Genomic DNA, 21,894 nt, shown 5'->3' on the forward strand with positions numbered 1-21,894 from the left:
ATGGCTCGCTTCTTTATCGATCGCCCGGTCTTTGCCTGGGTGATCGCCCTGTTGATTACGCTCGTCGGCGTGCTCGCGATCCGGGCGCTCCCCGTTGCGCAATACCCCGACATCGCCCCGCCGACGGTCAGTGTCTGGAGCAGCTATCCGGGCGCGTCGGCCAAGGTGGTCGAAGACGCCGTGACGGCGATCATCGAGCGCCAGATGAACGGCGCGCCGGGGCTGATGTATACGTCGGCGTCCAGCGGCAATGGTCGTTCGTCGGTCAATCTCACCTTCCGGCAGGGCACCCATCTCGATCTGGCCGCCGTCGAGGTGCAGAACCGCTTGAAGACGGTCGAATCGCGTCTGCCTGAAGTCGTGCGCCGCGATGGCGTCGTCGTCGAGCGCGCGGCCGACAATATTCATATGGTGGTCACGCTGGCGTCCGCGAATCCGGCGATTGGCGAATCCGATCTCGGCGAGATCGCCGCGGCGCAGGTCATCAACCAGCTCAAACGCGTGCCGGGCGTCGGACAGGTGCAGTTCTGGGGCACGGAGAAAGCGATTCGTATCTGGCCCGACACAGCGAAGCTCGTCGCCCTCGACCTGAGTGCTTCGGACATCGTCTCAAAGATCCGGGCCTACAACGTGCGCGTAACCGTCGGTGATATCGGCGCAGGCTCGACGCCCGCGTCGGCCCCGATCAACGCCAACGTGGTGTCGGAAGGCTCGCTTTCCTCGCCCGAAGCCTTTGCCGGGATTCCGTTGCGCGTGCGTGCCGACGGCTCGGCGATCCGACTCGGCGATGTCGCTCGCGTGGAATTGGGGGCGGCCGATTACGCCTATTCGTCGCGCGTGGACGGCATGCCGGCCACCGCGATGGGCATCAAGCTGGCCGCCGGCTCGAATGCCGTCGCGGTGATGAAGGCGGTGCGCAAGGTGATGGACGAACAATCGGCGCTGTTTCCGGCCGGTGTTTCGTACCAGATCCCTTACGAGACCGCGTCGTTCGTCAAGGTTTCGATCCAGAAGGTCGTGAAGACGTTGCTCGAAGCCGTGGTGCTGGTGTTCCTGGTGATGTACCTGTTCATGCAGAACCTGCGCGCCACGCTCATTCCCACACTGGTGGTGCCGGTCGCGCTGCTCGGCACCTTCGGCGTGCTGCTGGGACTCGGCTATTCGATCAACACGCTCACGATGTTCGGCATGGTGCTGGCCATCGGCATTCTCGTCGACGACGCGATCGTCGTCGTGGAGAACACCGAACGCATCATGGTGGAAGAGGGACTCTCGCCCTATGCCGCCACGGTCAAGGCGATGAAGCAGATCAGCGGGGCCATCGTGGGGATCACGGTGGTGCTGGTCGCGGTGTTCGTGCCAATGGCGTTTTTCCCCGGTGCGGTGGGCAACATCTACCGTCAGTTTGCAATCACGCTCGCGGTGTCGATTGCCTTCTCGGCGTTCCTTGCCCTCTCGCTCACGCCCGCGCTGTGCGCCACGCTGCTGCGTCCGATCGCGGCCGGCCATCACGACAAACGCGGTTTCTTCGGTTGGTTCAATCGGACTTTTGCGCTGGGTACCGAGCGCTACACACGGACCGTAAGCAAGACGTTGCGCCGTCCGTGGCGCGCGGTGCTGGTGTATGGCGCGGTGTTGATCGCCGTGCCGCTCGCGTTCATGCGTCTGCCCTCGTCGTTCATTCCCGACGAGGACACCGGCAGCTTCATGGTGATGGCGTCCGAGCCGCAGGGCGCCACGTTGCCCGAGGCGATGTCGGCGCTCGAGCGCATCGAGCAATACCTGATGCGGCACGAGCCGGTCAAACACGTCTTTGCGCTGGGCGGATGGAACGAGTTCGGTTCGGGCCCGGGCGGCGGCATGCTGTTTGTCACGCTCAAGGACTGGCACGAACGCACATCTGCACACGACGAGGTGAGCGCCATTGTCGAGCGCGTCAACGCCAAGTTTGGCGGTCGGCCCGATCGCATGGTGATGGCGATGAACAGCCCGGCGCTGCCGGAACTGGGTTCGTCGAACGGCTTCAATCTGCGCTTGCAGGACCGGGCCGGTGTGGGTAAGGACGCGCTCACCGCCGCGCGCGATGCGCTGCTCAAGAAGGCGGCGCAAGATCCTGTGCTCAGGAACGTGATCTTTGCCGGTCAGGGCGACGTGCCTCAAATCGACGTCGCCATCGACCGGCACAAGATGGAAGCGCTCGGCGTCAAGATGGACGACGTCAATACGACGCTCGCGACGATGTTCGGCTCCGACTATGTCGGCGACTTCATGCTGGGCGCGGAGAGTCGCCGCGTGATCGTGCAAGCGGACGGACGTCAGCGCGTGTCGCCGGAGGACGTCGGCAATCTGCGCGTGCGCAACGCGAATGGCGAAATGGTGCCGCTTTCGGCATTCGTCTCGCTCAAGTGGAAACTCGGCTCGCCGCAGCTCAGGCGATACAACGGTTACCCCTCGTTCACGATCCAGGGCGAATCGGCACCGGGCAAGAGCAGCGGCGAGGCGATGGTGCGCATGGAGCGACTGATGGCCGACCTGCCCCAGGGCATCGGTTACGAGTGGAGCGGCCAGTCGCTCGAGGAGCGCATCTCGGGCGCACAGGCGCCGGTGCTGCTCGCCTTGTCGGTGCTGGTCGTGTTCCTCGCGCTCGCGGCGTTGTACGAAAGTTGGGCAATTCCGGCGGCCGTCGTCATGGTGGTGCCGCTCGGTGTGATCGGGGCGCTCGGCGCGGTGAGCTTGCTGGGCATGCCCAACGACATCTACTTCAAGGTGGGGTTGATTGCGACCATCGGCCTGTCGGCGAAGAACGCCATCCTGATCGTGGAAGTCGCCAACGATATGACGAAACAGGGCATGGCCTGGCTCGATGCGGCGGTCGAAGCCGCGCGTTTGCGCCTGCGCCCGATCGTGATGACGTCGCTGGCGTTCGGCTTCGGCGTGGTGCCGCTGGCCATTGCCTCGGGCCCGGCGTCGGGCGCGCAGCGCGCCATCGGTGTGGCGGTGCTCGGCGGGATCGTGACGGCCACGGTGCTGGCGATCTTCCTGGTGCCATTGTTTTTCCTGTGGGCCGGCCGCTTCGTGCGCCGGCCAAAGACGAATGCGTCGGGCGATGCCGCACCGGCTATCGAGGGGAAGGTATGAAGACGTTTCGACCCCGCATGCGCGGGATAGCTGCGCCCGGCGTGTGTTTGCTGGCATTGGTCGGCGGATGCACGTTGGCGCCGACCTATGAGCGCCCGGCGGCACCGGTGCCGACCACGTACGAGGCGGCACCGTCGGGCACAGGTGCGCGTCTGGCGCTCGCCGAGCCGCTCGCGGCAGACGCGGATTGGGCCGACGTATTCACCGATCCCGCCTTGCAGACGCTGATTCGCCGCTCGCTCGCGCAGAATCGCGACTTGCGCCTGGCGTCGCTACGGGTGCAGGAAGCGCGTGCGCTGTATGGCATCGAGGCGGCCAATCTGCTGCCGAGCGTGCAGGCAGGCGGCGCATTCTCCCGTCAGCGGTACTCAGGGGCCGCGGGCCAGCCTGAGGGCAGGGGCACCGCCGCAGGTTACGTCGCCAACGACTTACGGGCGACGCTGGGCGTGAGCGCCTTTGAACTCGATTTCTTCGGGCGCGTGCGCAGCTTGAGCGACGCGGCGCTGCAATCGTATTTGGCGAGCGAGGAAGCGCAACGGGCGGCGCAGGTGAGTCTCGTGGCGGAAGTAGCCACGTCCTACATTGGACTCGTGGCCATCGACGAACAGATCGCCTACGCGCGGGAGGTGCTGGCGGCACGCGAGGAGGGCATTCGCGTGGTTCGCCTGCGCGCCGAGCGCGGGCTGATCGACGATCTCGACCTGAATGCCGAGACCACGCAGGTCGAAGTCGCGCGCGCAGCACTCGCCGAGCGCGAGCGGCAACGCAGCGAGATCGTGCACGCGTTGCAGGTCCTGACCGGCGACGTGAGTGCGAAGCCAGTCGCGGCGGCATCGCTCGACGACGCATTCGTCATGCCCGTGGCCGCCGGATTGCCGTCCTCGTTGCTGATACGTCGTCCGGATATTCGGCAGGCGGAGGCGCAACTGCGTGCGGCCAACGCGGATATCGGCGCCGCTCGTGCGGCGTTCTTCCCGTCGATCAAGTTGACGACGGATGTCGGCACTGCCAGTGCGGGGATTGCGGATCTGTTCGGCGCCGGCACCGGTGTATGGTCGTTCCTGCCGCAGATTACCGTGCCGATCTTTACGGGCGGGCGTCACCGGCAAGGGTTGAATCTGGCGAACGTGCGCAAGGAGATGGCCGTGGTGTCGTACGAGCGTGCGATTCAAACGGCGTTTGCCGAAGTGGATGACGCCCTGACCGCGCAAGGGCTGCTATCGCGCCAGTTCCAGGCGCAAAAGCGCGTGTCGGACGGCGAGCGCGAGCGGCTTCGTCTGGCCCATCATCGCTATACCAACGGCGTGGCGAGCTACCTCGAACTGCTCGACGCGCAGCGCAGCGCATTTCACGCGGCGCAACAGTTGATCGATGTGAAGCAGCGAGTACTCGTGAACCATGTGGCGCTGTACCGAGCGTTGGGCGGCGGATGGCAACCGGAGAGCGGCACGTCCTGAGACGGTGGGCTGCGGGACCGCATGGCGAGCAACGCATTGACATGGCGCATCGATAACGTCTCTTGGTAAAGTCTTGACATGCCCCTACGGTTCATAAGGAAAACTTTGAGATGCGCCGCCTGAATCTGGATCAGCTTCACACGTTTTCCGAAGTCCTCGACGCGGGGAGTTTCTCCGCGGCCGCCGCGCGGCTCGATCTGTCGCAGCCCGCCGTGAGCTTGCAGGTTCGTCAGTTGGAACAGCGATTGAACGTCCGGCTGGTTGAGCGCGTGGGCAAGCGGCTCAAGCCGACGTCCGCCGGGCTGACGCTGCTGGACCATGCCCGCCGCATCGATGCTGTCGTCGAAGACGCCATGCATGCGCTGTCCAGCCATGCGAGCGGCGAAGTCGGTGAAGTGGCGATCGGAACCGGAGCGACCGCCTGCATTCATTTGTTGCCGCCGATACTGCGAGCGATGCGCAAGCGCCACCCGATGCTCGACATCCGCGTGAGCACCGGGAACACCGACGACGTGGTCGCCGCGGTGACCGAGAATCGGCTCGATATCGGTCTTGTCACCTTGCCCACTGCCGGGCGCAGCCTGCATATCACGCCCGTATTGCGCGACGCGTTCGTCGCCATCGCGCCCGCCGGCGACTCGCACTGGGCGACGGAGGTCACGCCGCAGATGCTCGCCGCGGCACCGATGGTCGCGTTCGAGCCGGGGAGCAGCACCCGGTTGTTGATCGATGAATGGTTTCTCCAAGCGGGATTGCGTGTGCGGCCAGTCATGGCGCTGGGCAGCGTCGAAGCCATCAAGGAAATGGTGGCGGCCGGCTTGGGTTACAGCATCGTGCCCAGGCTTTCCGTCAACGCGGCGCACTACCGGCGGGGCTTGCGTGTCTCGACGCTCACACCGGGGTTGACGAGAACGCTTGCGGTCGTCATGCGCCGCGACAAACCGCTGACACCGGGATTGCGCAGGGTCGCATCGGCACTTGAGGCGTTGGGCGATGCCGCCTGATGGCAACGCGGAAATGATTGGTAATTCACAGTAAATCAGTTTGCGGCCCGGTCACGTAGAATTGCCAACCGTGACCGCATAAAGATAGGACTACCATGCGAGAATACGGGAAATTTTCCGGAAATCATGGAGAAGCGCGCAATTCGCAATGCATCATCCTCTTTATCGATATGAAGGGCTGCTCGGTGCCCGCTCGGTCGATGCACTTGACGCCGAGTTTCAGAAACTGACGCAATCCCTGGGATATGAAGCGTTGTTCTATGCGCCGCTGTCACCGCGTCGCGAACGGGAGGCGGCTACATTCCAGATGGGGGACCAGCGCATTACCTCGCAGGGAATGCCCAGCCGGCACATTTTCACGACGTTTCCGGCCGCCTGGATCGAGCGCTATCAAAGCGTGGGATATGCCGAAGTGGATCCCGTATTGATTGCCGCGAATTTGTCGCCGCTGCCGATTCTCTGGCGAACCTTCCTCGCACAGGCGCAGCCGCACCCCATCTTCGCGGACGCGCGCGCGCACGGCCTCGGGTCCGGGGTGTCGATTCCGATCTACGGTGCGACCGGCGAGCGCGCGATTTTCAGTGCGGCGACGGCCGCGTCGCCGGAAGCCTCGGCCGAGCACGAAGCGCGCATGCTCGGAGAGATTTATCTGACGGCAGTGTATTTTCACCAGGCGATTCAGCAGCTCGACATGCAATGGGTGGCGAGTCGCAGCACCGGCAAGCTCAGCCCGCGTGAGATCGAAAGTCTGCTGTGGGCGGCACGCGGCAAAACGGCGTGGGAGATCGGTTTAATTCTGCGCATCTCCGAGCATACGGTGACGTTTCACCTCAATAACGCCAAGCGCAAGCTCGGTGCGGTCAATCGGCACCAGGCCATTGCCGCGGCGATCAGCAGCGGGGCGATATCACCCTGAGGCATCGTCGATGCCGTCATCTCCCGTGAGCGTCCTCGACGTAACGCTCGCGCGGCCGCTTCGCCTGCCATCCCCGCCCCGGTTTTGTTTCGTTTTCGCGTAATTCCTTCATCGGATTGCGAGGATTTCACAGCGTTTGTGAAACAGTGTGTTGTCGCTTTAGGGCTGGTTCATTAATGAGGGAAAACTATAATTTACCTATGGCGAAAACTGATTGAGTGCGGTTTTCGTGTCCATGCGTAACCGATGAACGATAAAAGGAGTTTTCCATGAAAAAGAACCTGTTGAGCGCTGTCGCCCTCGTTGGCTTGACGATCGCTGCCGGCTCGGTATTCGCCGAAGGGCAGGCGCAAACGACCGGTGTCACCCGCGCCCATGTGCGCGCCGAACTTCAGGCAGCCCGTGAACTGGGTCTCTCGCCGGTGACGGAATTTAACTTCCCGTACACCTATGAGCAGTCGGTCCAATTGCAGAACCTGACGGCCCAGATCGAAGCGCGCAATCAAACGGCGACCCCGGCCGCCAACTGAAGGTGATGCGATAACCGTCGACAGGTTATCGATGGCAGTGCCTGGATTCGCCGACGGCCCGCCTGACTCGCCACCGAGTCCCGCCTGCGCCGTGCGAATCACCCCACCGACGCCGCAGCGCGTCCTATCACAGCCCCGCCCGAGGATTCGTTCCCGACGGGGCTTGTGTGTTTCTGGAGGCGCGGCGTCGCGAAGACGCCACCTGCCTCATCTCAACGGGTGGATACTGAAGATGCCGTGGAGGTTGCCGGCGTGTTGTTGCTGCCGGCCGTCTCATGGGATGCCGTCGGCGACGCCTTGTCGTGACTTGCATTCGCGGCACTCGATTGCCAGCCACCGCCCAACGCCAGGAACAGATTGACCTGGTCCAGCGCGACTTGTGTCTCGGAGGCGGCCAGCGCGGCCTCGGCACTGGCGTGCGTGCGCTCCGCGTCAAGACTCGTCAGATACGGCGCGCGACCGGCCTGGTAGAGCTTGTGGTTCTGTTCGGCGGCGGTGCGCGATTTGTCGCGGGCATCGCGCAGGGCGTCGTCGCGCTGCAGCTCACGCGTGTATGCCGAGAGTGACGTCTGTGTTTCTTGCAGGGCCTTGAGCACGACGCCGTCGAAATGCGCGAGCGCGGCATCCGCCCCGGCTTCCATGCCCTTGATGTGTGAACGCACGCCGTTGGTCGGCAGCGACCACGTGATCATCGGTCCCACGCTCCACTGCTCGGTGCGGCCTTGCCCGAAGTGTTCCAGGACACCGCTCGCCCCGATCGACGCACCAATGCGGATCGACGGATAGAGGTCTGCCGTGGCGACACCGATCTTTGCCGTGGCGGAGGCGAGTTCGCGCTCGGCCTGACGCACGTCGGGGCGGCGCTTGAGCAGCGCCGTGCCGTCGCCGACCGGCAGCGGTTGCGCGAGTTGAGGAATGCGGCGGCATTGCGCCGCGCTTGCGTCGAGCGTGCCCGGCACCTTACCGAGCATGACGGCCAGTCGGTACGTCGCCGCGTCGTGCTGCGCCTGGAAGCGCGGCAGGGCGGCACGCAAGGTGTCGGCCTGCGCTTGCGCTCGCAGCAGATCGGTCGGCTGATCGCGCCCGGCGTCGACGAGCTTGCGCGTAATCGCGACGCTCTTTTCCTGCAACGCCAGTTGTTCGTTGGCAATGTCGAACTCGTGGTTGGCGGCGCAGCCTTGCACATAGGCGCGCACCGTTTCGGCGGCCACGCTCACACGCACGACGTCGAGGGCCGCCTGACTGGCTTCGGAGGCGGCCAGCGCGGCTTCATCGGCGCGCGCGAGTTTGCCGAAGAAGTCGATCTGATACGAGATGGACAGGGCGGCGGCGGCCAGATTGACCACCGGCAATTTTTCTTCCTTCAGGAAGCTCTCGCCGGAGATCTGCGCGCGGGCGGCTTCGGCTTGCACGCCGCCCTGCGGCAGATTCTCCGATTCGACTTCGTGGTACATCGCGAGCGCGCGCTGCACGTTGGCGGCGGCCACGCGAATGTTCGTGTTGGCGGCCAGCGCCGTTTTCACGAGTGCGTCGAGCTTGGGGTCGTCGTAGAGTTGCCACCAGTCGTCGGGCACGGCACCGATCGAGACACCGCGCTGCGCTGCGTTCGCGATGGGGCCATTGGCTTCGGGCGAGCGCATGAGCGCGTGGTCCGGAAGATGATAGTCAGGCCCGACGGTCGTGCAACCGGCAACGAGCGCGGCGGCCACTGCCACGGCGCTCATCAGGCATACGCGTGATTTCACCGCTGGGCTCCCGGTTGGGCGGACTTGGCCGACGTGGCCGACGTGACCGACGAAGGAGATGGCGTCGTCGGTTGCGATTGACCGGCGGTGTCCTGCTGACCTTCCACGACCGTCACGGTCGCGGTGCGCCCGGCGACCAGGCGCATGTCCTTGGGCACATCGTCGAGCGCAATGCGCACCGGAATGCGTTGGGCGAGACGCACCCAGTTGAAGGTCGGGTTGATGTTGGGCAGCATCGACGCACCGCTCGTGCGGTCGCGATCCTCGATGCCGGCGACGATGCTCTGGACATGACCGTGCAGCACCTGGCGCTCGCCCATCAAACGCACCTCGACCTTGTCGCCGATGTGGATGCCGCGCATCTTCGTTTCTTCGAAGTAGCCTTCCACGTGCAGCGAGTTGGCATCGACCATAGAGAGCACCGGGCGGCCGGTGCTGACGTAGTCGCCAACCCGTGGCAGGCGATCGTTCAGGTAGCCGTCGGCGGGCGCGAGCACCCGGGTGCGCGCGAGGTTGAGTTTCGCCAATCGCACGGCGGTTTCCGCCTGGGCGACCGCCGCCTCGCCCGATTCGACCTTGGCCTGGCCGGCTTCGACGACTTCCTTGGCGACGACTTCCGTCAACTGATGGTTGCGCGCATTTTCGCGGCGCGCCTGTGCGAGCGTGGCGCGCAGCGCCGCGACGTTGGCCTCGGCCTGCTGCACTGCCAGCGTGTAGCGGTCGGGGTCGATCACGAACAGCAGATCGCCACGGTGCACCGGCTGATTGTCCTTGACCTCGACATCGGTGATGAGGCCGGAGACGTCGGGGGCGACCTGCACGATGTCGGCGCGAATGCGGCCGTCGCGTGTCCAGGGGGCGACGGTGTAGTAGTCCCACAGATGCAGCAGAACGAACACCGCGATGCAAGATACCGCGAGCGTCAGCGCGACGGGGCCGATGGAGCGAAATTTCAGTTTCATGGTTGGCAAGCGTGAGCGATGGCGACAATGCCGCCCAGCGCGATGATGTACACCGCAAGGTTAAACAGGGAACGGTGCCAGACGAGCTTGTAAAAGCCCAGGCGCGCGAGTACGAAGCGCAGCGCGCCGGTCAGGACGAAAGCCACGACCATCAGCACGAGCAGCGTCGGTACGAACACGCCGTAGATATCGATCTCTCCGCTCATTGAGCACTCCCGGGGCGTGTGGTGGGGAACAGCGCGACGTGGATGTCCATGAGCGACGCGCGCGCGCTGCGCGACGCCTGGTCGGTATGCGCCACCATCGAACGCACGGCACCCAGCAGTTTGTCTTGCAGCGTGGCGTCGGGGATGCTGACCGATTCGTCGAGCCGCGCCTGATAAAAGCGCGCCACATCGGTGAGCACAGCCTCAACGGCGTCGCGCTGCGATGCACTGAGATGCGGCAACTCTCGCTGCAACGCCAGCGCCGAGAGTTCGACGCGCACTTCGGTAAAACCATCGCTCGACGTTTCGCTCTCGCTCGCAGCCAGGCGCGGCACGAGCTGGCCCAACCGATCGAGCAGACGCGTGCGCAGACGGTTATGTTCGGCAACGGAGCGCCCGAGCGCGTTGCGCGCGATGTCACGCCAGCTCGAATGAATCAGTCGGCGCATGGCAACGCGCGTACCGAACGGGCGCGTCTGAAGTGTCCAGAGCAAGGCGAACAGCACGCCGGCCAGTCCGGCGAGATTGCCGTTGAAGAACGCCTGGAAGTCGGCGCTGTATCCGCCCTGAATGCCCACGAAGCTCGCCGTATTCACCGCGACGAGCATGGCCACCATCGTGAAGCGCGGTTGTGGAATCAGCGTGCCCAGCAACAGATACGGAATGGCGAACAGCGCGACGAGCAGCCCGAAGTCGTGCGCATTCGTCAGGATGAAGAACACGTACACAGCGGCGAACACCACGCACACGGCGGTCGCCCAGAAAAACGAGCGGATGAACGGCGCGGGCTCGTCCATCGCGGCGAAGAAGCAGCAGGCCACGGCACCGAGCGAGACGCCGGCGGCGCCATCGTTCCAGCCGGTGTAGATCCACGCCATGCCCATGAGGAACGTGCACAGTGCTGCTGACACCGTCGAGAACAGCAGGAGTCCGTGGTCGTAGTGACGCGCGCCGCCCAACTCCCAATGCTGGAAGGCGGGCGTCCAGTCACCCTCGCCCTCGTGATGCTCGCGCTGACCGAAGCGGCGCTGCAGCGACGCGCAATCCTGCCAGAGCTGTACAAGCGAGCGCAGACGGTCTTCGGTGGCTGCGACCAAGGCGCCATACCAGTCCGAGGCCTCACCGGCCGATGGCGCCGGACTCAATAAATGCGCCGGGGCGGGCATCGGCGCACCGCGACGCAGCCAGGCGACCACGTCGGCCATCTTCGCCTCGAGCGTCCCGGGCGCGCCGCTCGGATGCTCGCGCAATGCCTGCACGAGCGATGCGACCGTCGAGAGCACGGGCATCATCATCGTCATGCGACCGCGCAATTCCTGCGCATCGCGCACGCGTTCGGACGTGTCGGCGTCGTACGAGAGCTGGCTGATCAACTGGTCGAGGGCCAGAATGTCGGCGGCCATGCGGTGCCGGCTCATGTGGCGCGTTGCCTTGCCGTCGGGGTCTGCCGAGAGCATGTCGGTCGTCCAGCGCGCGGCGTCGGTCAGCCAGCGCGCCGAGCGGTCGTGCAGGACCTTGGCCACGCTCGTGGGCAGGACCACGGCGCCGACCACGCTCGCACAGACGATGCCGAGGATGATCTCTTCGGAGCGCGCGACGGCGATATCGAAGATGACGCCAGGCGTGTTGACGGCCGGCAGGGCGATCAGCGGCAGCGTGTACGAGGCGAGCAGGAACACATAGCTGCGCGGCGAGCGATGCAGCAGCGAAATATAGAGCAGCGTGCCGGTCCACAGCCCGACGGCCGCCATCAGCAGCTCGGGCGTGTTGACGAGCGCCGGCACGAAGACGACGGACGCCGCGGCGCCGAGCAGCGTGCCGAACACGCGATACAGTGCCTTGGAGCGCGTGGCGCCCGTGAGCGGGTGCGACACGATATAGACGGTGGCCATCGCCCAGTACGGACGCGGCAGGCCGAGCGCGAGCGCGATGTAAAGCGCCAGCATCGAGGCGAGGAACGCCTTGATCGAGAAAATCCAGTCGCGGGAGGAAGGCCAGGTGAGCACGGTTTACTTCTTGGGGGGAGCCAGTGCGAGGATGGACCCATCGGGGCCCGCTGCGCGAGAGAGCACTTCGAACACGCGCAACACCGCTTCGAAATCCTCGCGCGGAATGTCGGCGAACACCTTCGCGCGCAACTGGCTGAGTTCGATTTCGAGCTTTTCGGCGAGCGCTTCGCCCGCCGCGGTCAGTCGCAGCGCATTGGCGCGGCGGTCGCTTGCGTCGACTTCGCGCAGCACGAGACCGGCCCCGCACAACTGATCGAGCAGCCGTACCAGCGACGCGCCTTCGAGCCCGACATATTCGGCAAGCTCGACCTGACGCACGCCCTGACCCAGCCGGCGGATGAACAGCAACGGGCCGGCGCTCGCCGCCGAAATACCGTATTCGGCGATCGCGCCTTGCGATAGCTGGCGCCATTGTTTGCCGGCCAGCAGCAGATGGCTCGTAAAGACAAAGCGGAGCGATTCCAGGGAGGTCATGAGAAAGATTATATGTTAACTAATAATTAGCATGCTAGTTAATAGGGTATTGCGTGTGATAGCGATGTCGCGGGAAACCCAAGCCTGTATTGGGTTTTCGGGAGATCGTCGCGCGCCTTGACGGCGCTTCGGCGGACGATTTCGGCGCCGTTCGCCTGTTTTATTTTTGGTGAAGCGATTTCAGGCGCCCTGGCGAGCGTGCCCGTCGTCTGCGCGTTCTCCCTCGCTTTCTCCATCGGGCGGGCCGCCTGCCGCCTCGTCGATCCGCTTCATGTTGTCGAGCAATTTGAGCAGATAGTGCAGCGTGTGCGTCATGTCTCCCGTCGAGAATTCATCGAGCGCCTGCGCGTAATAGTCATGAATACGCGGGACCGCCTCGCGGTGCCAGACCGCATGCCCATGCTCGGTCATGGTGATGCGGCGCGATCTCCGGTCACGGCCGTCCGGTGCGCTCGCGATATGGCCGTCGCGCTCCATACGGCCGATCAGGCCCGACAGATTCTGGCGACTCACCATCAGATAACGCGCGAGATCGCCCACACTCATGCCGTCGGGCACCTCCGGGCGCGAGAGCGCACCGAGGACGGCCCATTGCTGCGTCGTCAGGCCCAGACTTTCCACCGCTCGTGTACCTGTTTTATGCAACATGTTGGCGCATTGATAGAGGCGGAAGAACAGCCGGTTCGCCAGCTCCATGCGCGTTATTTTCGTATTATTGCTAGGGTTTTCCATATCAATTTCTCCGCTTTCGCGTGCTTGCGCATCGTCGAGGTCGCGTCTAGTATACGTCAACATATTGACGTAATTTTATCGATGGGCCGGGATCTCCAAGGTCAACAAGGATACCGCGCCCACCTGTGACTCTGGAGGCGAGACATGCGGCGATTCGAGGGCAAGACGGTCATCGTGACGGGCGGTGGGGGCGGGATAGGCGGGGCGACGTGTCGCCGTTTCGCCAGTGAGGGCGCGGCGGTGGCGGTATTCGACCGCGATCTTGCGGCGGCCGAGCGCCGGGCGGGCGACATTGTGGCAGCGGGCGGACGTGCCCAGGCATTCGCATGCGACATCACGGTGCGTGATCAGGTCGATGCCGCCGTCGCTGCGGCATCGGCGGCGTTGGGGCCGGTGGATGTCCTGGTCAACAACGCCGGTTGGGACATTTTCAAGCCCTTCACCAAGACGACCCCGGCGCAATGGGAGTCGCTCATCGCGATCAACCTTCTGGGCGCGCTGCATATGCACCACGCGGTGTTGCCCGAGATGGTGGCACGGCGCAGCGGACGCATCGTAAACATCGCGTCGGACGCGGCGCGCGTCGGGTCGTCGGGCGAAGCGGTGTACGCCGCGTGCAAAGGTGGGCTCGTCGCGTTCTCGAAGACGCTTGCCCGCGAGCACGCGCGCCACGGCATCACCGTCAACGTGGTGTGCCCGGGGCCGACCGATACGGCGCTCTTTGCCGATTACAAGGAAGGCGCGGGCAATCCGGAAAAGCTGGTGGAAGCGTTCACCAAGTCCATTCCGCTCGGCCGCATCGGCCAGCCGGACGACCTGCCGGGGGCGATTGCCTTCTTCGCGAGCGACGACGCCTCGTTCGTCACCGGTCAGGTGCTGAGCGTATCGGGCGGCCTGACCATGTGCGGTTGATCCCGACTATTTCCCGATCTCTCTTATCGATATCACCATTGGCGCGCGTCGCGGCTTTCAGCGATACCCCACGACAGCGAGCGACGCGCAGCGGCAAGGAGCGACACCATGCAATACGAAGACATCCTGTATGAAGTGCGCAACGGCGCGGCGTGGATCACGATCAACCGTCCGGACAAGATGAACGCCTTTCGCGGGCGTACCTGCGACGAACTGATTCATGCCATCAACAAGGCCGGCTACGACCGCGAGATTGCCAGCATTGTGCTCGCCGGCACAGGCGAGAAAGCATTCTGCACCGGGGGCGATCAGTCGGCGCACGAGGGGCAGTACGACGGACGCGGCACCATCGGGCTGCCGATGGAGGAACTGCACAACGCCATTCGCGACGTGCCCAAACCCGTCATTGCCCGCGTGCAAGGCTATGCCATCGGCGGCGGCAACGTGATCTGCACCTTGTGCGACTTCACGATTGCGTCCGAGAAGGCCGTGTTCGGGCAGGTCGGCCCGAAGGTCGGCTCGGTTGATCCGGGCTTCGGTACCGCATTTCTCGCGCGCGTCGTCGGCGAGAAGAAGGCGCGTGAGATCTGGTATCTGTGCCGTCGCTATCCGGCGACCGAAGCGCTGGCGATGGGTCTCGTGAACACGGTCGTGCCGCACGATCAACTCGACGCGGAAGTTCAGAAATGGTGCGACGAGATTCTGGAGCGCAGCCCGACGGCGATTGCCATTGCGAAGCGCTCGTTCAACATGGACACGGCGCAACAGGCGGGCATCGCGGGCATGGGGATGTACGCGCTCAAGCTCTACTACGAGACGGAGGAGTCGCGCGAGGGCGTGCGTGCATTCCAGGAGAAGCGCAAGCCCGAGTTCCGTAAATACGCCAAATGAGCGAGGCGAACGCGATGCAGAATCCGTATCTCGACGACGATCTCGTTGCGCTGGCCGAGCACACGCGGCGATTCGCCCAGGCGCGCGTCGCCCCCGGCTTTCTCGAGCGTGACAAAACACGCGTGCTCGATCGCACGCTCATGCGCGAGATGGGGGAACTTGGCCTGATCGCGCCGGAGCTGCCGGAAGCCTTCGGTGGGCAGGGCATGGGGCGTCTCGCGGCGGGCGTGATACACGAAGCAATTGCGCGCGCGGACCTGAGCCTGTCGTATGTCAATCTGCTGGCCTCGCTCAATGGCCAGATTCTCGCGGCGCATGGGCAGCCTGAAGTCGTTTTGCCTTGGCTGCGCAAGCTCACGCGCGGCGAGACGTTGCTCGCGATCGCACTCACCGAGCCGCGCGGCGGGTCGGACGCCGCCAACTTGCGCATGCGGGCCGAATTCGACGGGACACATTACGTGCTCAACGGAGAAAAGACCTCCATCTCCGCCGCCGATCAGGCCGACGCCGCCGTTGTGTTCGCACGCACAGGCGACGTGGCGTCGGGTGCACGCGGCATCTCGGCGTTCCTCGTCCCGCTCGACTTGCCGGGTATCACTCGGCAACGCTTCGATTGCCATGGGCAGCGTGCCATCGGCCGCGGCTCGCTGTTCTTCGAGAACGTGAAGATCCCGGTCGACCACGTACTGGGCGCGCCGGGCGAGGGCTTCGTGCAAGTGATGCAGGGCTTCGACTTCTCGCGCGCGCTCATCGGCTTGCAGGTGCTGGCCGTCGCCCGCGCCTCGCTCGACGAGACTTGGGAATACGTGGCCCAGCGAGAAGCGTTCGGCAAACCGCTGTCGGCGTTTCAGGGCGTCTCGCATCCGCTGGCGGATTTCGACACGCAGGTCGAAGCGGCGCGTCTGCTCTGTCTTCAAACGCTGTGGCTCAAGGACCGCGGCCTGCCGCACAGCGCCGAGGCGGCCATGTGCAAATGGTGGGGGCCGAAGCTCGCTTACGACGTCATCCATCAATGCCTGCTGATGTTCGGCCATGGCGGTTACGACCGGGGCGTGATGGAGCAGCGTTTGCGCGACGTGCTCGGTTTCCAGATCGGTGACGGCACCGCGCAGATCATGAAGACGATCATCGCGCGCACGCGCGCCGGCCGGCAGGCAGTGCCGGTTTGACCGGCCGGCGGCTGGATGACATCCGCGACAGCATAGGAGACGATGCGATGGAGTTCGATGCGGTATTGCTTCCCCCTCGACGTGAGCACAGTGTGGCGCGCGGCTGGTGGCCCGAGCGCACAATCAACGACGCGCTCGACGCGGCGCTCGCGGCATGGCCCGACAAGGTGGCACTCACGGCGGTCTCGACGGCCACCGGGCAGACCACGCAACTGACCTACGCCGCGCTCGCCGATGCGGCGGAGCGTCTCGCGCTGGGTCTGTTGCGACGTGGCGTCGGACGCGGCGACGTGGTCGCGTGCCAACTGCCCAACGGCTGGCCGTTCGCGGTGACCTACTTGGCCTGCGCCCGTATCGGCGCGGTGCTCAATCCCCTCATGCACATCTTCCGCGAGCGCGAGCTGTCCTTCATGCTGCGCCATGGCGAGGCGAAAGTGTTCATCGTGCCGCAGCAGTTTCGCGGTTTCGATCACGCGGCGATGGCGCGCGCGTTGCAGCACGAGCTTGACGCGCTCCGGCATGTGATCGTCGTTGGGGAGGCTGCCGCAGAGGAGAGTTTCGACGCCGTGCTCATGGCTGGCGAACCTGCGGCGACCGACGCGGAGCGCGCGCAGATGCAGGCGTCGCGGGCGCGTCCGGACGACGTCATGCAATTGATGTACACCTCCGGCACCACGGGCGAGCCGAAGGGTGTGATGCACAGTGCGAACACCACGTTCTCGAACATCGACGCTTACGCGCAGCGCATGCGCCTCGGTCGCGACGACGTGATTCTGATGGGCTCGCCGCTCGCGCACCAGACCGGCTTCATGTACGGCCTGATGATGCCCATCATGCTCGGCGCGAGTGCGGTCATGCTCGACGTGTGGGACCCGTCGAATGCCGTGCGTCTGATCCAGGCGCACGGGGTGACATTCACGATGGCGTCCACCCCGTTTCTCACCGATCTGACCAAGACGGTGGCGGCTGGCGGCGAGACTGTGCCGAGCTTGCGCGCGTTCCTGTGCGCGGGGGCACCCATTCCCGGCCCGGTGGTCGAGCAGGCGCGCAAGGTACTCGGCGCGAAAATCGTGTCGGCGTGGGGCATGACCGAGAACGGCGCCGTGACGCTTACACGCCTTGAAGACGACGACACGCGCGCCTCCACGACGGACGGTTGTCCGCTGCCGGGTGTCGAGCTACGCGTGGTCGACGTGGACGATCGTGACCTGCCCACAGGCGAAACCGGCCGTTTGCTCGTGCGCTCGTGTTCGAATTTCGGCGGCTATCTCAAGCGCGCGCAATGGAACGGCACCGACGCCGCCGGGTGGTTCGACACGGGCGATATGGCGTGGCTCGACGCCACTGGCTACGTGCGCATCGCCGGTCGCAGCAAGGACGTGATCATTCGGGGAGGCGAGAATATCCCCGTCGTCGAAATCGAGGCGCTGCTGTACCGCCATCCGGCGGTCGCGACAGTGGCCATCGTGGCGTATCCGGACGAGCGGCTCGGCGAACGCGCGTGTGCGGTGGTGGTGCCGCGCCCCGGGCAGTCGATCGATCTGCCCGCGCTCACCGCTTTTCTGGCGTCGCACAAGGTCGCCCGGCAGTATTGGCCGGAACGGCTCGAAGTGCGCGAGGCGCTGCCGACCACCCCCACGGGTAAGATACAGAAATTCAAATTGCGCGAGATGCTGCAGACGGGCGAGTGAAAGCCCGCACGCGGCGCGGCGTACTTCAAGGATGAAAGGTCGATGACATCGAAGGGACTGGATAGCGAATCGTTCGAGCTGTTGCTCGCCGCGGTGCAACGTTTCATTCGCGAGCGGCTGGTGCCCGCCGAGAACGACGTGGAAGAGCACGACGACGTGCCGGCCACGCTCGTCAATGAGATGAAGGAGATGGGCCTGTTCGGCCTGTCGATTCCCGAGGCATTCGGCGGCATCGGCTTGTCGATGACGCAGGAAGTGCGCGTGGCCTATGAGTTCGGGCAGACGTCGCTGGCATTTCGCTCGGTGTTCGGCACCAACGTGGGCATCGGCTCACAGGGCATCCTGATGGACGGTACCGAAGCGCAAAAGCGCGACCTGCTGCCGCGCGTGGCGAGTGGGGACCTGATCATGTCGTTCGCGCTCACGGAGCCGGACGCGGGATCGGACCCGGCCGCGCTCAAGACACGGGCCGTACTCGACGGCGACACCTATGTGCTCGATGGCGTGAAGCGCTTCATTACCAACGCACCGCGCGCCGGGGCGTTCACGCTGATGGCGCGCACGGGCGGCGAGGGCGCGGGCGGGATCTCGGCGTTCATCGTGCCGGCCGACACGCCGGGCCTGTCGCTGGGCAAGCCCGACAAGAAGATGGGGCAGCGCGGAACGAAGACGTGCGACGTCGTGCTGCAAGGCGCGCGCGTGCCGGCGGCGAACATCATCGGCGGCGAGGCGGGCAAGGGCTTCAAGACGGCGATGAAGGTCCTCGACCGTGGGCGCTTGCACGTGGCGGCGCTGGCGTGCGGCATGGCGCAGCGAATTCTCGATGAGTCCGTGGCCTATGCACGCGAACGCAAGCAATTCGGGCAGCGCATCGGCGACTTCCAGCTCGTGCAGGCGATGCTCGCGGACAGTCAGGCGGAACTGTACGCCGGATGGTCGATGGTGCAGGACTGTGCCCTGCGTTACGACGCGAAGCCCGAAGGCAAGCGCGACGCCGACGTCAGCACGCGGGCCTCGTGCGCCAAGCTGTTCTGCACCGAGATGGTCGGGCGCGTGGCCGATCGTGGTGTGCAGGTGCACGGCGGCGCGGGCTACATCAACGAATACAAGGTCGAGCGCTTCTATCGCGACGTGCGACTGCTCCGTCTCTATGAAGGCACCACGCAAATTCAACAACTGATCATCGGGCGGGCCCTGATGCAGGACGATTGAGGTCGCGCGCACCGCTGGCGGTGCGCCGAGTCGTACACGCGGCGCATCATGCTGGTGCGCGTGATGTCAGAGCCGCACCGCCTTGCACTGCTGCGGTGCAACAGATTCCACTCGATTTTCGGGCGTTTCCCATAGACAAACCAACTGTTCTGCGTTGACCAGCAACGCTTTGTCGAACTTTCTGCGTCACTTGGCACGCTTGTTGCATTAGTGTGTGTGCCAGCGGCAAAGACGTCGCCGGCCATGAATTCCGGTACGGCGTCAGGCGAGCGCGCCTGCGACGTACCCACAGGACAACGGCGTCCCTCCGTGCTTCGGCACGGTCGGACGCCGTTTTGTTTTTCGGGCGCTGCAAGCGCTGCAACAGGAGAAGACAGCATGCGCAAACCTCGTCTGGTCGTCATCGGCAACGGCATGGCCGGCATCCGCACGCTCGAAGAGCTGCTGGAAATCGCACCGCATCAGTACGACATCACCGTATTCGGTGCCGAGCCGCATCCGAACTACAACCGGATCCTGCTCTCACCGGTGCTCGCCGGCGAGCAGTCGTTCGCCGACATCGTGCTCAATCCGCTCGACTGGTATGCCGAGAAGGGCATCACGTTGCATCTGGGCAAGGAAGTCACGCAGATCGATCGACCGCGCCGTGTCGTGCGTTGCGCCGACGGCACCGTGGCGCCGTACGACCGTCTGTTGATCGCCACCGGCTCCAGCCCGTTCATTCTGCCGGTGCCCGGCAAGGATCTCGATGGCGTGATCAGCTATCGCGACATTCGCGATACCGAGATCATGATCGAGACGGCGAGCATGAAGCGTCATGCGGTTGTGATCGGCGGCGGTCTGCTCGGCCTGGAGGCGGCCAACGGTCTCAAGCTGCGCGGCATGGACGTGACCGTCGTGCATCTGGCCGAGACGCTGCTCGAGCGCCAACTCGACAGTACGGCGGGCAAGCTGCTGCAACAATCGCTCGAAGCGCGCGGTCTCGCGTTCCGACTGTCGCATCAAACGGCAGCGATTCTTGACGACGGCAACGGCAACGTGCGGGCCGTGAAGTTCAGCAACGGCGAAGAAATTGACGCGGACCTCGTTGTCATGGCCGCAGGAATTCGGCCGAATACGACGCTGGCCGAAGCGGCCGGTCTGTATTGCGCCCGTGGCATTGTCGTGTCCGACACGCTGCAAACCTACGATCCGCGCATCTACGCGGTGGGCGAATGCGTGAGCCATCGCGGCGTAGCCTACGGTCTCGTGGCCCCGCTGTTCGAGCAGGCCAAGGTCTGCGCCAACCACCTCGCGCTCATGGGCATCGGCAGCTATCGCGGCTCGGTGCTGTCGACGAAGCTCAAGGTCACGGGCATCGACCTGTTTTCGGCGGGCGACTTTCTCGGCGGCGAAGGCACTGAGGAGATCGTGTTGTCCGATCCCGCGAGCGGCGTCTACAAGAAGCTGGTGATTCGCGACGACAAGCTCGTCGGCGCGTGTCTGTACGGTGACACGGCTGACGGCGCCTGGTACTTCAAGCTGTTGCGCGACGGGCGTGCGCTGGGCGAGTTGCGCAGCAGCATCATGTTCGGCGAGTCGAGTGTGGGCGACGTTGGCACGCAAGGGCAGAACCGCGCGTCGGCCATGTCCGATACCGATGAAGTGTGCGGCTGCAACGGCGTGTGCAAGGGCACGATCGTCAAGGCGATCACCGAGAAGGGCTTGTTCACGCTCGATGAGGTCAAGAAGCATACGAAGGCTGCCAGCTCGTGCGGTTCGTGCGCCGGGCTGTGCGAACAGATCCTGATGAGCACGCTGGGCTCGACCTACGACGCGACACCGAAGGAGAAGGCGGTGTGCGGTTGCACGGATCTGTCGCACGCCGACGTGCGTCGCGCGGTGCGTGAGCATCACCTCACGTCCCATCGTGCCGCCTTCGACTTCCTCGAATGGCGCACGCCCAACGGGTGCGCCACGTGCCGTCCCGCGCTGAACTACTACATGCTCAGCACGTGGCCGAAGGAAGCCGTTGACGATCCGCAAAGCCGCTTCGTCAACGAGCGCGTGCACGCCAACATCCAGAAGGACAACACGTTCTCCGTCATCCCGCAGATGAAGGGCGGCGTGACGAACCCGAGCGAGCTGCGCCGCATCGCCGACGTGGCGGACAAGTACCAGATTCCGATGGTCAAGGTCACGGGCGGTCAGCGTATCGATTTGCTCGGCGTGAAGAAGGAAGATCTCGTAAGCGTCTGGCGCGACCTCGGTATGCCGTCAGGGCATGCCTACGGCAAGTCGATCCGCACCGTGAAGACGTGCGTGGGCAGCGAATTCTGCCGCTTCGGCACGCAGAACAGCACGCAGATGGGCATTGATCTGGAGACCATGCTCGCGAACATGTGGTCGCCCCACAAGGTCAAGCTGGCCGTGTCCGGCTGCCCGCGCAATTGCGCCGAGGCCGGGATCAAGGACGTGGGTGTGATCGCGGTCGACTCGGGGTGGGAGCTGTATGTCGGCGGCAACGGCGGCATCAAGACCGAAGTCGCGCAGTTCCTCGTCAAGGTGAAGACCGCCGACGAGGTCAAGGAGTACACGGGCGCGTTTCTCCAGCTCTATCGCGAGGAAGCCTATTACCTCGACCGCACGGTGCATTACCTCGACCGGGTTGGCCTCGACTACGTGAAGCAACGCGTGGTGAACGATGCCGCCAATCGTCGCGCGCTGTACGAACGGTTGCTCTTCTCGCTCGATGGCCTGCCCGACCCGTGGCAAGCGCGTATCAACGGGGCGCAAGCCAATGAATACCGTCCGCTGACCTCGACCGTGCCGATGAGCGTCGAGCCCGCGACTGCCTGAGGAGAACA

Annotated in this window: 17 protein-coding genes; 11 read left to right on the forward strand and 6 right to left on the reverse strand. The window is 64.6% G+C overall.

Translation table 11 applies throughout. The annotated features are described in order from the left end of the window. The 5 genes from PanNE5_RS12950 to PanNE5_RS12970 all read left to right on the forward strand — a co-directional run bounded on the left by PanNE5_RS12950 (position 1) and on the right by PanNE5_RS12970 (position 7,045). Entirely contained in the window at positions 1-3,138 is a 3,138-nt protein-coding gene (locus PanNE5_RS12950) for a multidrug efflux RND transporter permease subunit (protein ID WP_017233916.1), read from the forward strand. Then, complete coding sequence (locus PanNE5_RS12955; protein WP_286798697.1) at positions 3,135-4,595, forward strand: efflux transporter outer membrane subunit; 1,461 nt, start codon at positions 3,135-3,137, stop codon at positions 4,593-4,595. Before PanNE5_RS12950 ends, PanNE5_RS12955 begins: the two co-directional genes overlap by 4 nt. 110 nt (positions 4,596-4,705) lie before the next feature. After that, the gene (locus tag PanNE5_RS12960) at positions 4,706-5,599 is read left to right on the forward strand and encodes a LysR family transcriptional regulator (protein WP_017233914.1); all 894 of its coding nucleotides are present in this window, start codon (positions 4,706-4,708) and stop codon (positions 5,597-5,599) included. 148 nt (positions 5,600-5,747) lie between these two features. Beyond that, positions 5,748-6,515, forward strand: coding sequence for a LuxR family transcriptional regulator (locus tag PanNE5_RS12965; RefSeq protein ID WP_017233913.1), 768 nt, complete (start codon positions 5,748-5,750; stop codon positions 6,513-6,515). Positions 6,516-6,784: 269 nt separating this feature from the next. Beyond that, positions 6,785-7,045: a DUF4148 domain-containing protein gene (locus PanNE5_RS12970; RefSeq protein WP_017233912.1), complete on the forward strand. Its 261-nt coding sequence runs from the start codon at positions 6,785-6,787 to the stop codon at positions 7,043-7,045. Positions 7,046-7,257: 212 nt separating this feature from the next. Here the strand turns inward: PanNE5_RS12970 and PanNE5_RS12975 are convergent, their stop codons facing one another. From PanNE5_RS12975 to PanNE5_RS13000, 6 genes are all read right to left on the reverse strand, one after another. Continuing rightward, on the reverse strand, positions 7,258-8,769 hold the full coding sequence (locus PanNE5_RS12975) for an efflux transporter outer membrane subunit (RefSeq protein ID WP_261939843.1): 1,512 nt from the start codon (positions 8,767-8,769) through the stop codon (positions 7,258-7,260). Positions 8,770-8,786: 17 nt separating this feature from the next. Then, positions 8,787-9,752 carry an efflux RND transporter periplasmic adaptor subunit gene (locus PanNE5_RS12980; RefSeq protein WP_017233910.1) on the reverse strand — a complete coding sequence of 322 codons (966 nt, stop codon included), beginning with the start codon at positions 9,750-9,752 and terminating at the stop codon, positions 8,787-8,789. Continuing rightward, positions 9,749-9,958, reverse strand: coding sequence for a DUF1656 domain-containing protein (locus PanNE5_RS12985; protein WP_017233909.1), 210 nt, complete (start codon positions 9,956-9,958; stop codon positions 9,749-9,751). The genes PanNE5_RS12980 and PanNE5_RS12985 overlap by 4 nt, the downstream gene beginning before the upstream one ends. Further along, positions 9,955-11,964 carry an FUSC family protein gene (locus PanNE5_RS12990; protein ID WP_017233908.1) on the reverse strand — a complete coding sequence of 670 codons (2,010 nt, stop codon included), beginning with the start codon at positions 11,962-11,964 and terminating at the stop codon, positions 9,955-9,957. Before PanNE5_RS12990 ends, PanNE5_RS12985 begins: the two co-directional genes overlap by 4 nt. A 3-nt stretch (positions 11,965-11,967) precedes the next feature. Further along, entirely contained in the window at positions 11,968-12,441 is a 474-nt protein-coding gene (locus tag PanNE5_RS12995) for a MarR family winged helix-turn-helix transcriptional regulator (RefSeq protein ID WP_017233907.1), read from the reverse strand. Between the two features lie 180 nt (positions 12,442-12,621). Further along, entirely contained in the window at positions 12,622-13,173 is a 552-nt protein-coding gene (locus PanNE5_RS13000; RefSeq protein WP_026131945.1) for a MarR family winged helix-turn-helix transcriptional regulator, read from the reverse strand. Between the two features lie 144 nt (positions 13,174-13,317). Here PanNE5_RS13000 and badH point away from each other — a divergent pair, with 144 nt between their 5' ends. The 6 genes from badH (at position 13,318) to nirB (ending at position 21,886) form a co-directional block, all read left to right on the forward strand. Beyond that, a complete protein-coding gene (gene badH / locus PanNE5_RS13005) occupies positions 13,318-14,085 on the forward strand; it encodes a 2-hydroxycyclohexanecarboxyl-CoA dehydrogenase (RefSeq protein ID WP_261938094.1) in 768 nt (255 codons plus the stop codon). A 108-nt stretch (positions 14,086-14,193) separates the two neighbouring features. Further along, on the forward strand, positions 14,194-14,976 hold the full coding sequence (badI, locus tag PanNE5_RS13010) for a 2-ketocyclohexanecarboxyl-CoA hydrolase (protein ID WP_017233904.1): 783 nt from the start codon (positions 14,194-14,196) through the stop codon (positions 14,974-14,976). Further along, positions 14,973-16,145 carry a cyclohexanecarboxyl-CoA dehydrogenase gene (aliB, locus tag PanNE5_RS13015; RefSeq protein ID WP_017233903.1) on the forward strand — a complete coding sequence of 391 codons (1,173 nt, stop codon included), beginning with the start codon at positions 14,973-14,975 and terminating at the stop codon, positions 16,143-16,145. Before badI ends, aliB begins: the two co-directional genes overlap by 4 nt. 47 nt (positions 16,146-16,192) lie before the next feature. Continuing rightward, entirely contained in the window at positions 16,193-17,836 is a 1,644-nt protein-coding gene (aliA, locus tag PanNE5_RS13020) for a cyclohexanecarboxylate-CoA ligase (RefSeq protein WP_261938095.1), read from the forward strand. 42 nt (positions 17,837-17,878) lie between these two features. After that, the gene (locus PanNE5_RS13025) at positions 17,879-19,048 is read left to right on the forward strand and encodes an acyl-CoA dehydrogenase family protein (protein WP_017233901.1); all 1,170 of its coding nucleotides are present in this window, start codon (positions 17,879-17,881) and stop codon (positions 19,046-19,048) included. 378 nt (positions 19,049-19,426) lie between these two features. Then, the gene (gene nirB, locus PanNE5_RS13030) at positions 19,427-21,886 is read left to right on the forward strand and encodes a nitrite reductase large subunit NirB (RefSeq protein WP_261938096.1); all 2,460 of its coding nucleotides are present in this window, start codon (positions 19,427-19,429) and stop codon (positions 21,884-21,886) included. Positions 21,887-21,894 lie beyond the last annotated feature (8 nt).

This window comes from Pandoraea sp. NE5 (assembly GCF_024363545.1).
In the GTDB taxonomy this organism is placed as follows: Bacteria; Pseudomonadota; Gammaproteobacteria; order Burkholderiales; family Burkholderiaceae; genus Pandoraea; species Pandoraea cepalis.

Bases quoted from the DNA above. Each gene is read 5' to 3' on its own strand.
- PanNE5_RS12965 (WP_017233913.1), top strand. From the start codon at position 5,748: ATGCATCATCCTCTTTATCGATATGAAGGGCTGCTCGGTGCCCGCTCG.
- PanNE5_RS12975 (WP_261939843.1), bottom strand. From the start codon at position 8,769: ATGAGCGCCGTGGCAGTGGCCGCCGCGCTCGTTGCCGGTTGCACGACC.
- PanNE5_RS13000 (WP_026131945.1), bottom strand. From the start codon at position 13,173: ATGGAAAACCCTAGCAATAATACGAAAATAACGCGCATGGAGCTGGCG.
- aliB (WP_017233903.1), top strand. From the start codon at position 14,973: ATGAGCGAGGCGAACGCGATGCAGAATCCGTATCTCGACGACGATCTC.
- PanNE5_RS12970 (WP_017233912.1), top strand. From the start codon at position 6,785: ATGAAAAAGAACCTGTTGAGCGCTGTCGCCCTCGTTGGCTTGACGATC.
- aliA (WP_261938095.1), top strand. From the start codon at position 16,193: ATGGAGTTCGATGCGGTATTGCTTCCCCCTCGACGTGAGCACAGTGTG.
- PanNE5_RS12985 (WP_017233909.1), bottom strand. From the start codon at position 9,958: ATGAGCGGAGAGATCGATATCTACGGCGTGTTCGTACCGACGCTGCTC.
- PanNE5_RS12955 (WP_286798697.1), top strand. From the start codon at position 3,135: ATGAAGACGTTTCGACCCCGCATGCGCGGGATAGCTGCGCCCGGCGTG.
- badH (WP_261938094.1), top strand. From the start codon at position 13,318: ATGCGGCGATTCGAGGGCAAGACGGTCATCGTGACGGGCGGTGGGGGC.
- PanNE5_RS12960 (WP_017233914.1), top strand. From the start codon at position 4,706: ATGCGCCGCCTGAATCTGGATCAGCTTCACACGTTTTCCGAAGTCCTC.
- PanNE5_RS12980 (WP_017233910.1), bottom strand. From the start codon at position 9,752: ATGAAACTGAAATTTCGCTCCATCGGCCCCGTCGCGCTGACGCTCGCG.
- badI (WP_017233904.1), top strand. From the start codon at position 14,194: ATGCAATACGAAGACATCCTGTATGAAGTGCGCAACGGCGCGGCGTGG.
- PanNE5_RS12950 (WP_017233916.1), top strand. From the start codon at position 1: ATGGCTCGCTTCTTTATCGATCGCCCGGTCTTTGCCTGGGTGATCGCC.
- PanNE5_RS12995 (WP_017233907.1), bottom strand. From the start codon at position 12,441: ATGACCTCCCTGGAATCGCTCCGCTTTGTCTTTACGAGCCATCTGCTG.
- PanNE5_RS13025 (WP_017233901.1), top strand. From the start codon at position 17,879: ATGACATCGAAGGGACTGGATAGCGAATCGTTCGAGCTGTTGCTCGCC.
- nirB (WP_261938096.1), top strand. From the start codon at position 19,427: ATGCGCAAACCTCGTCTGGTCGTCATCGGCAACGGCATGGCCGGCATC.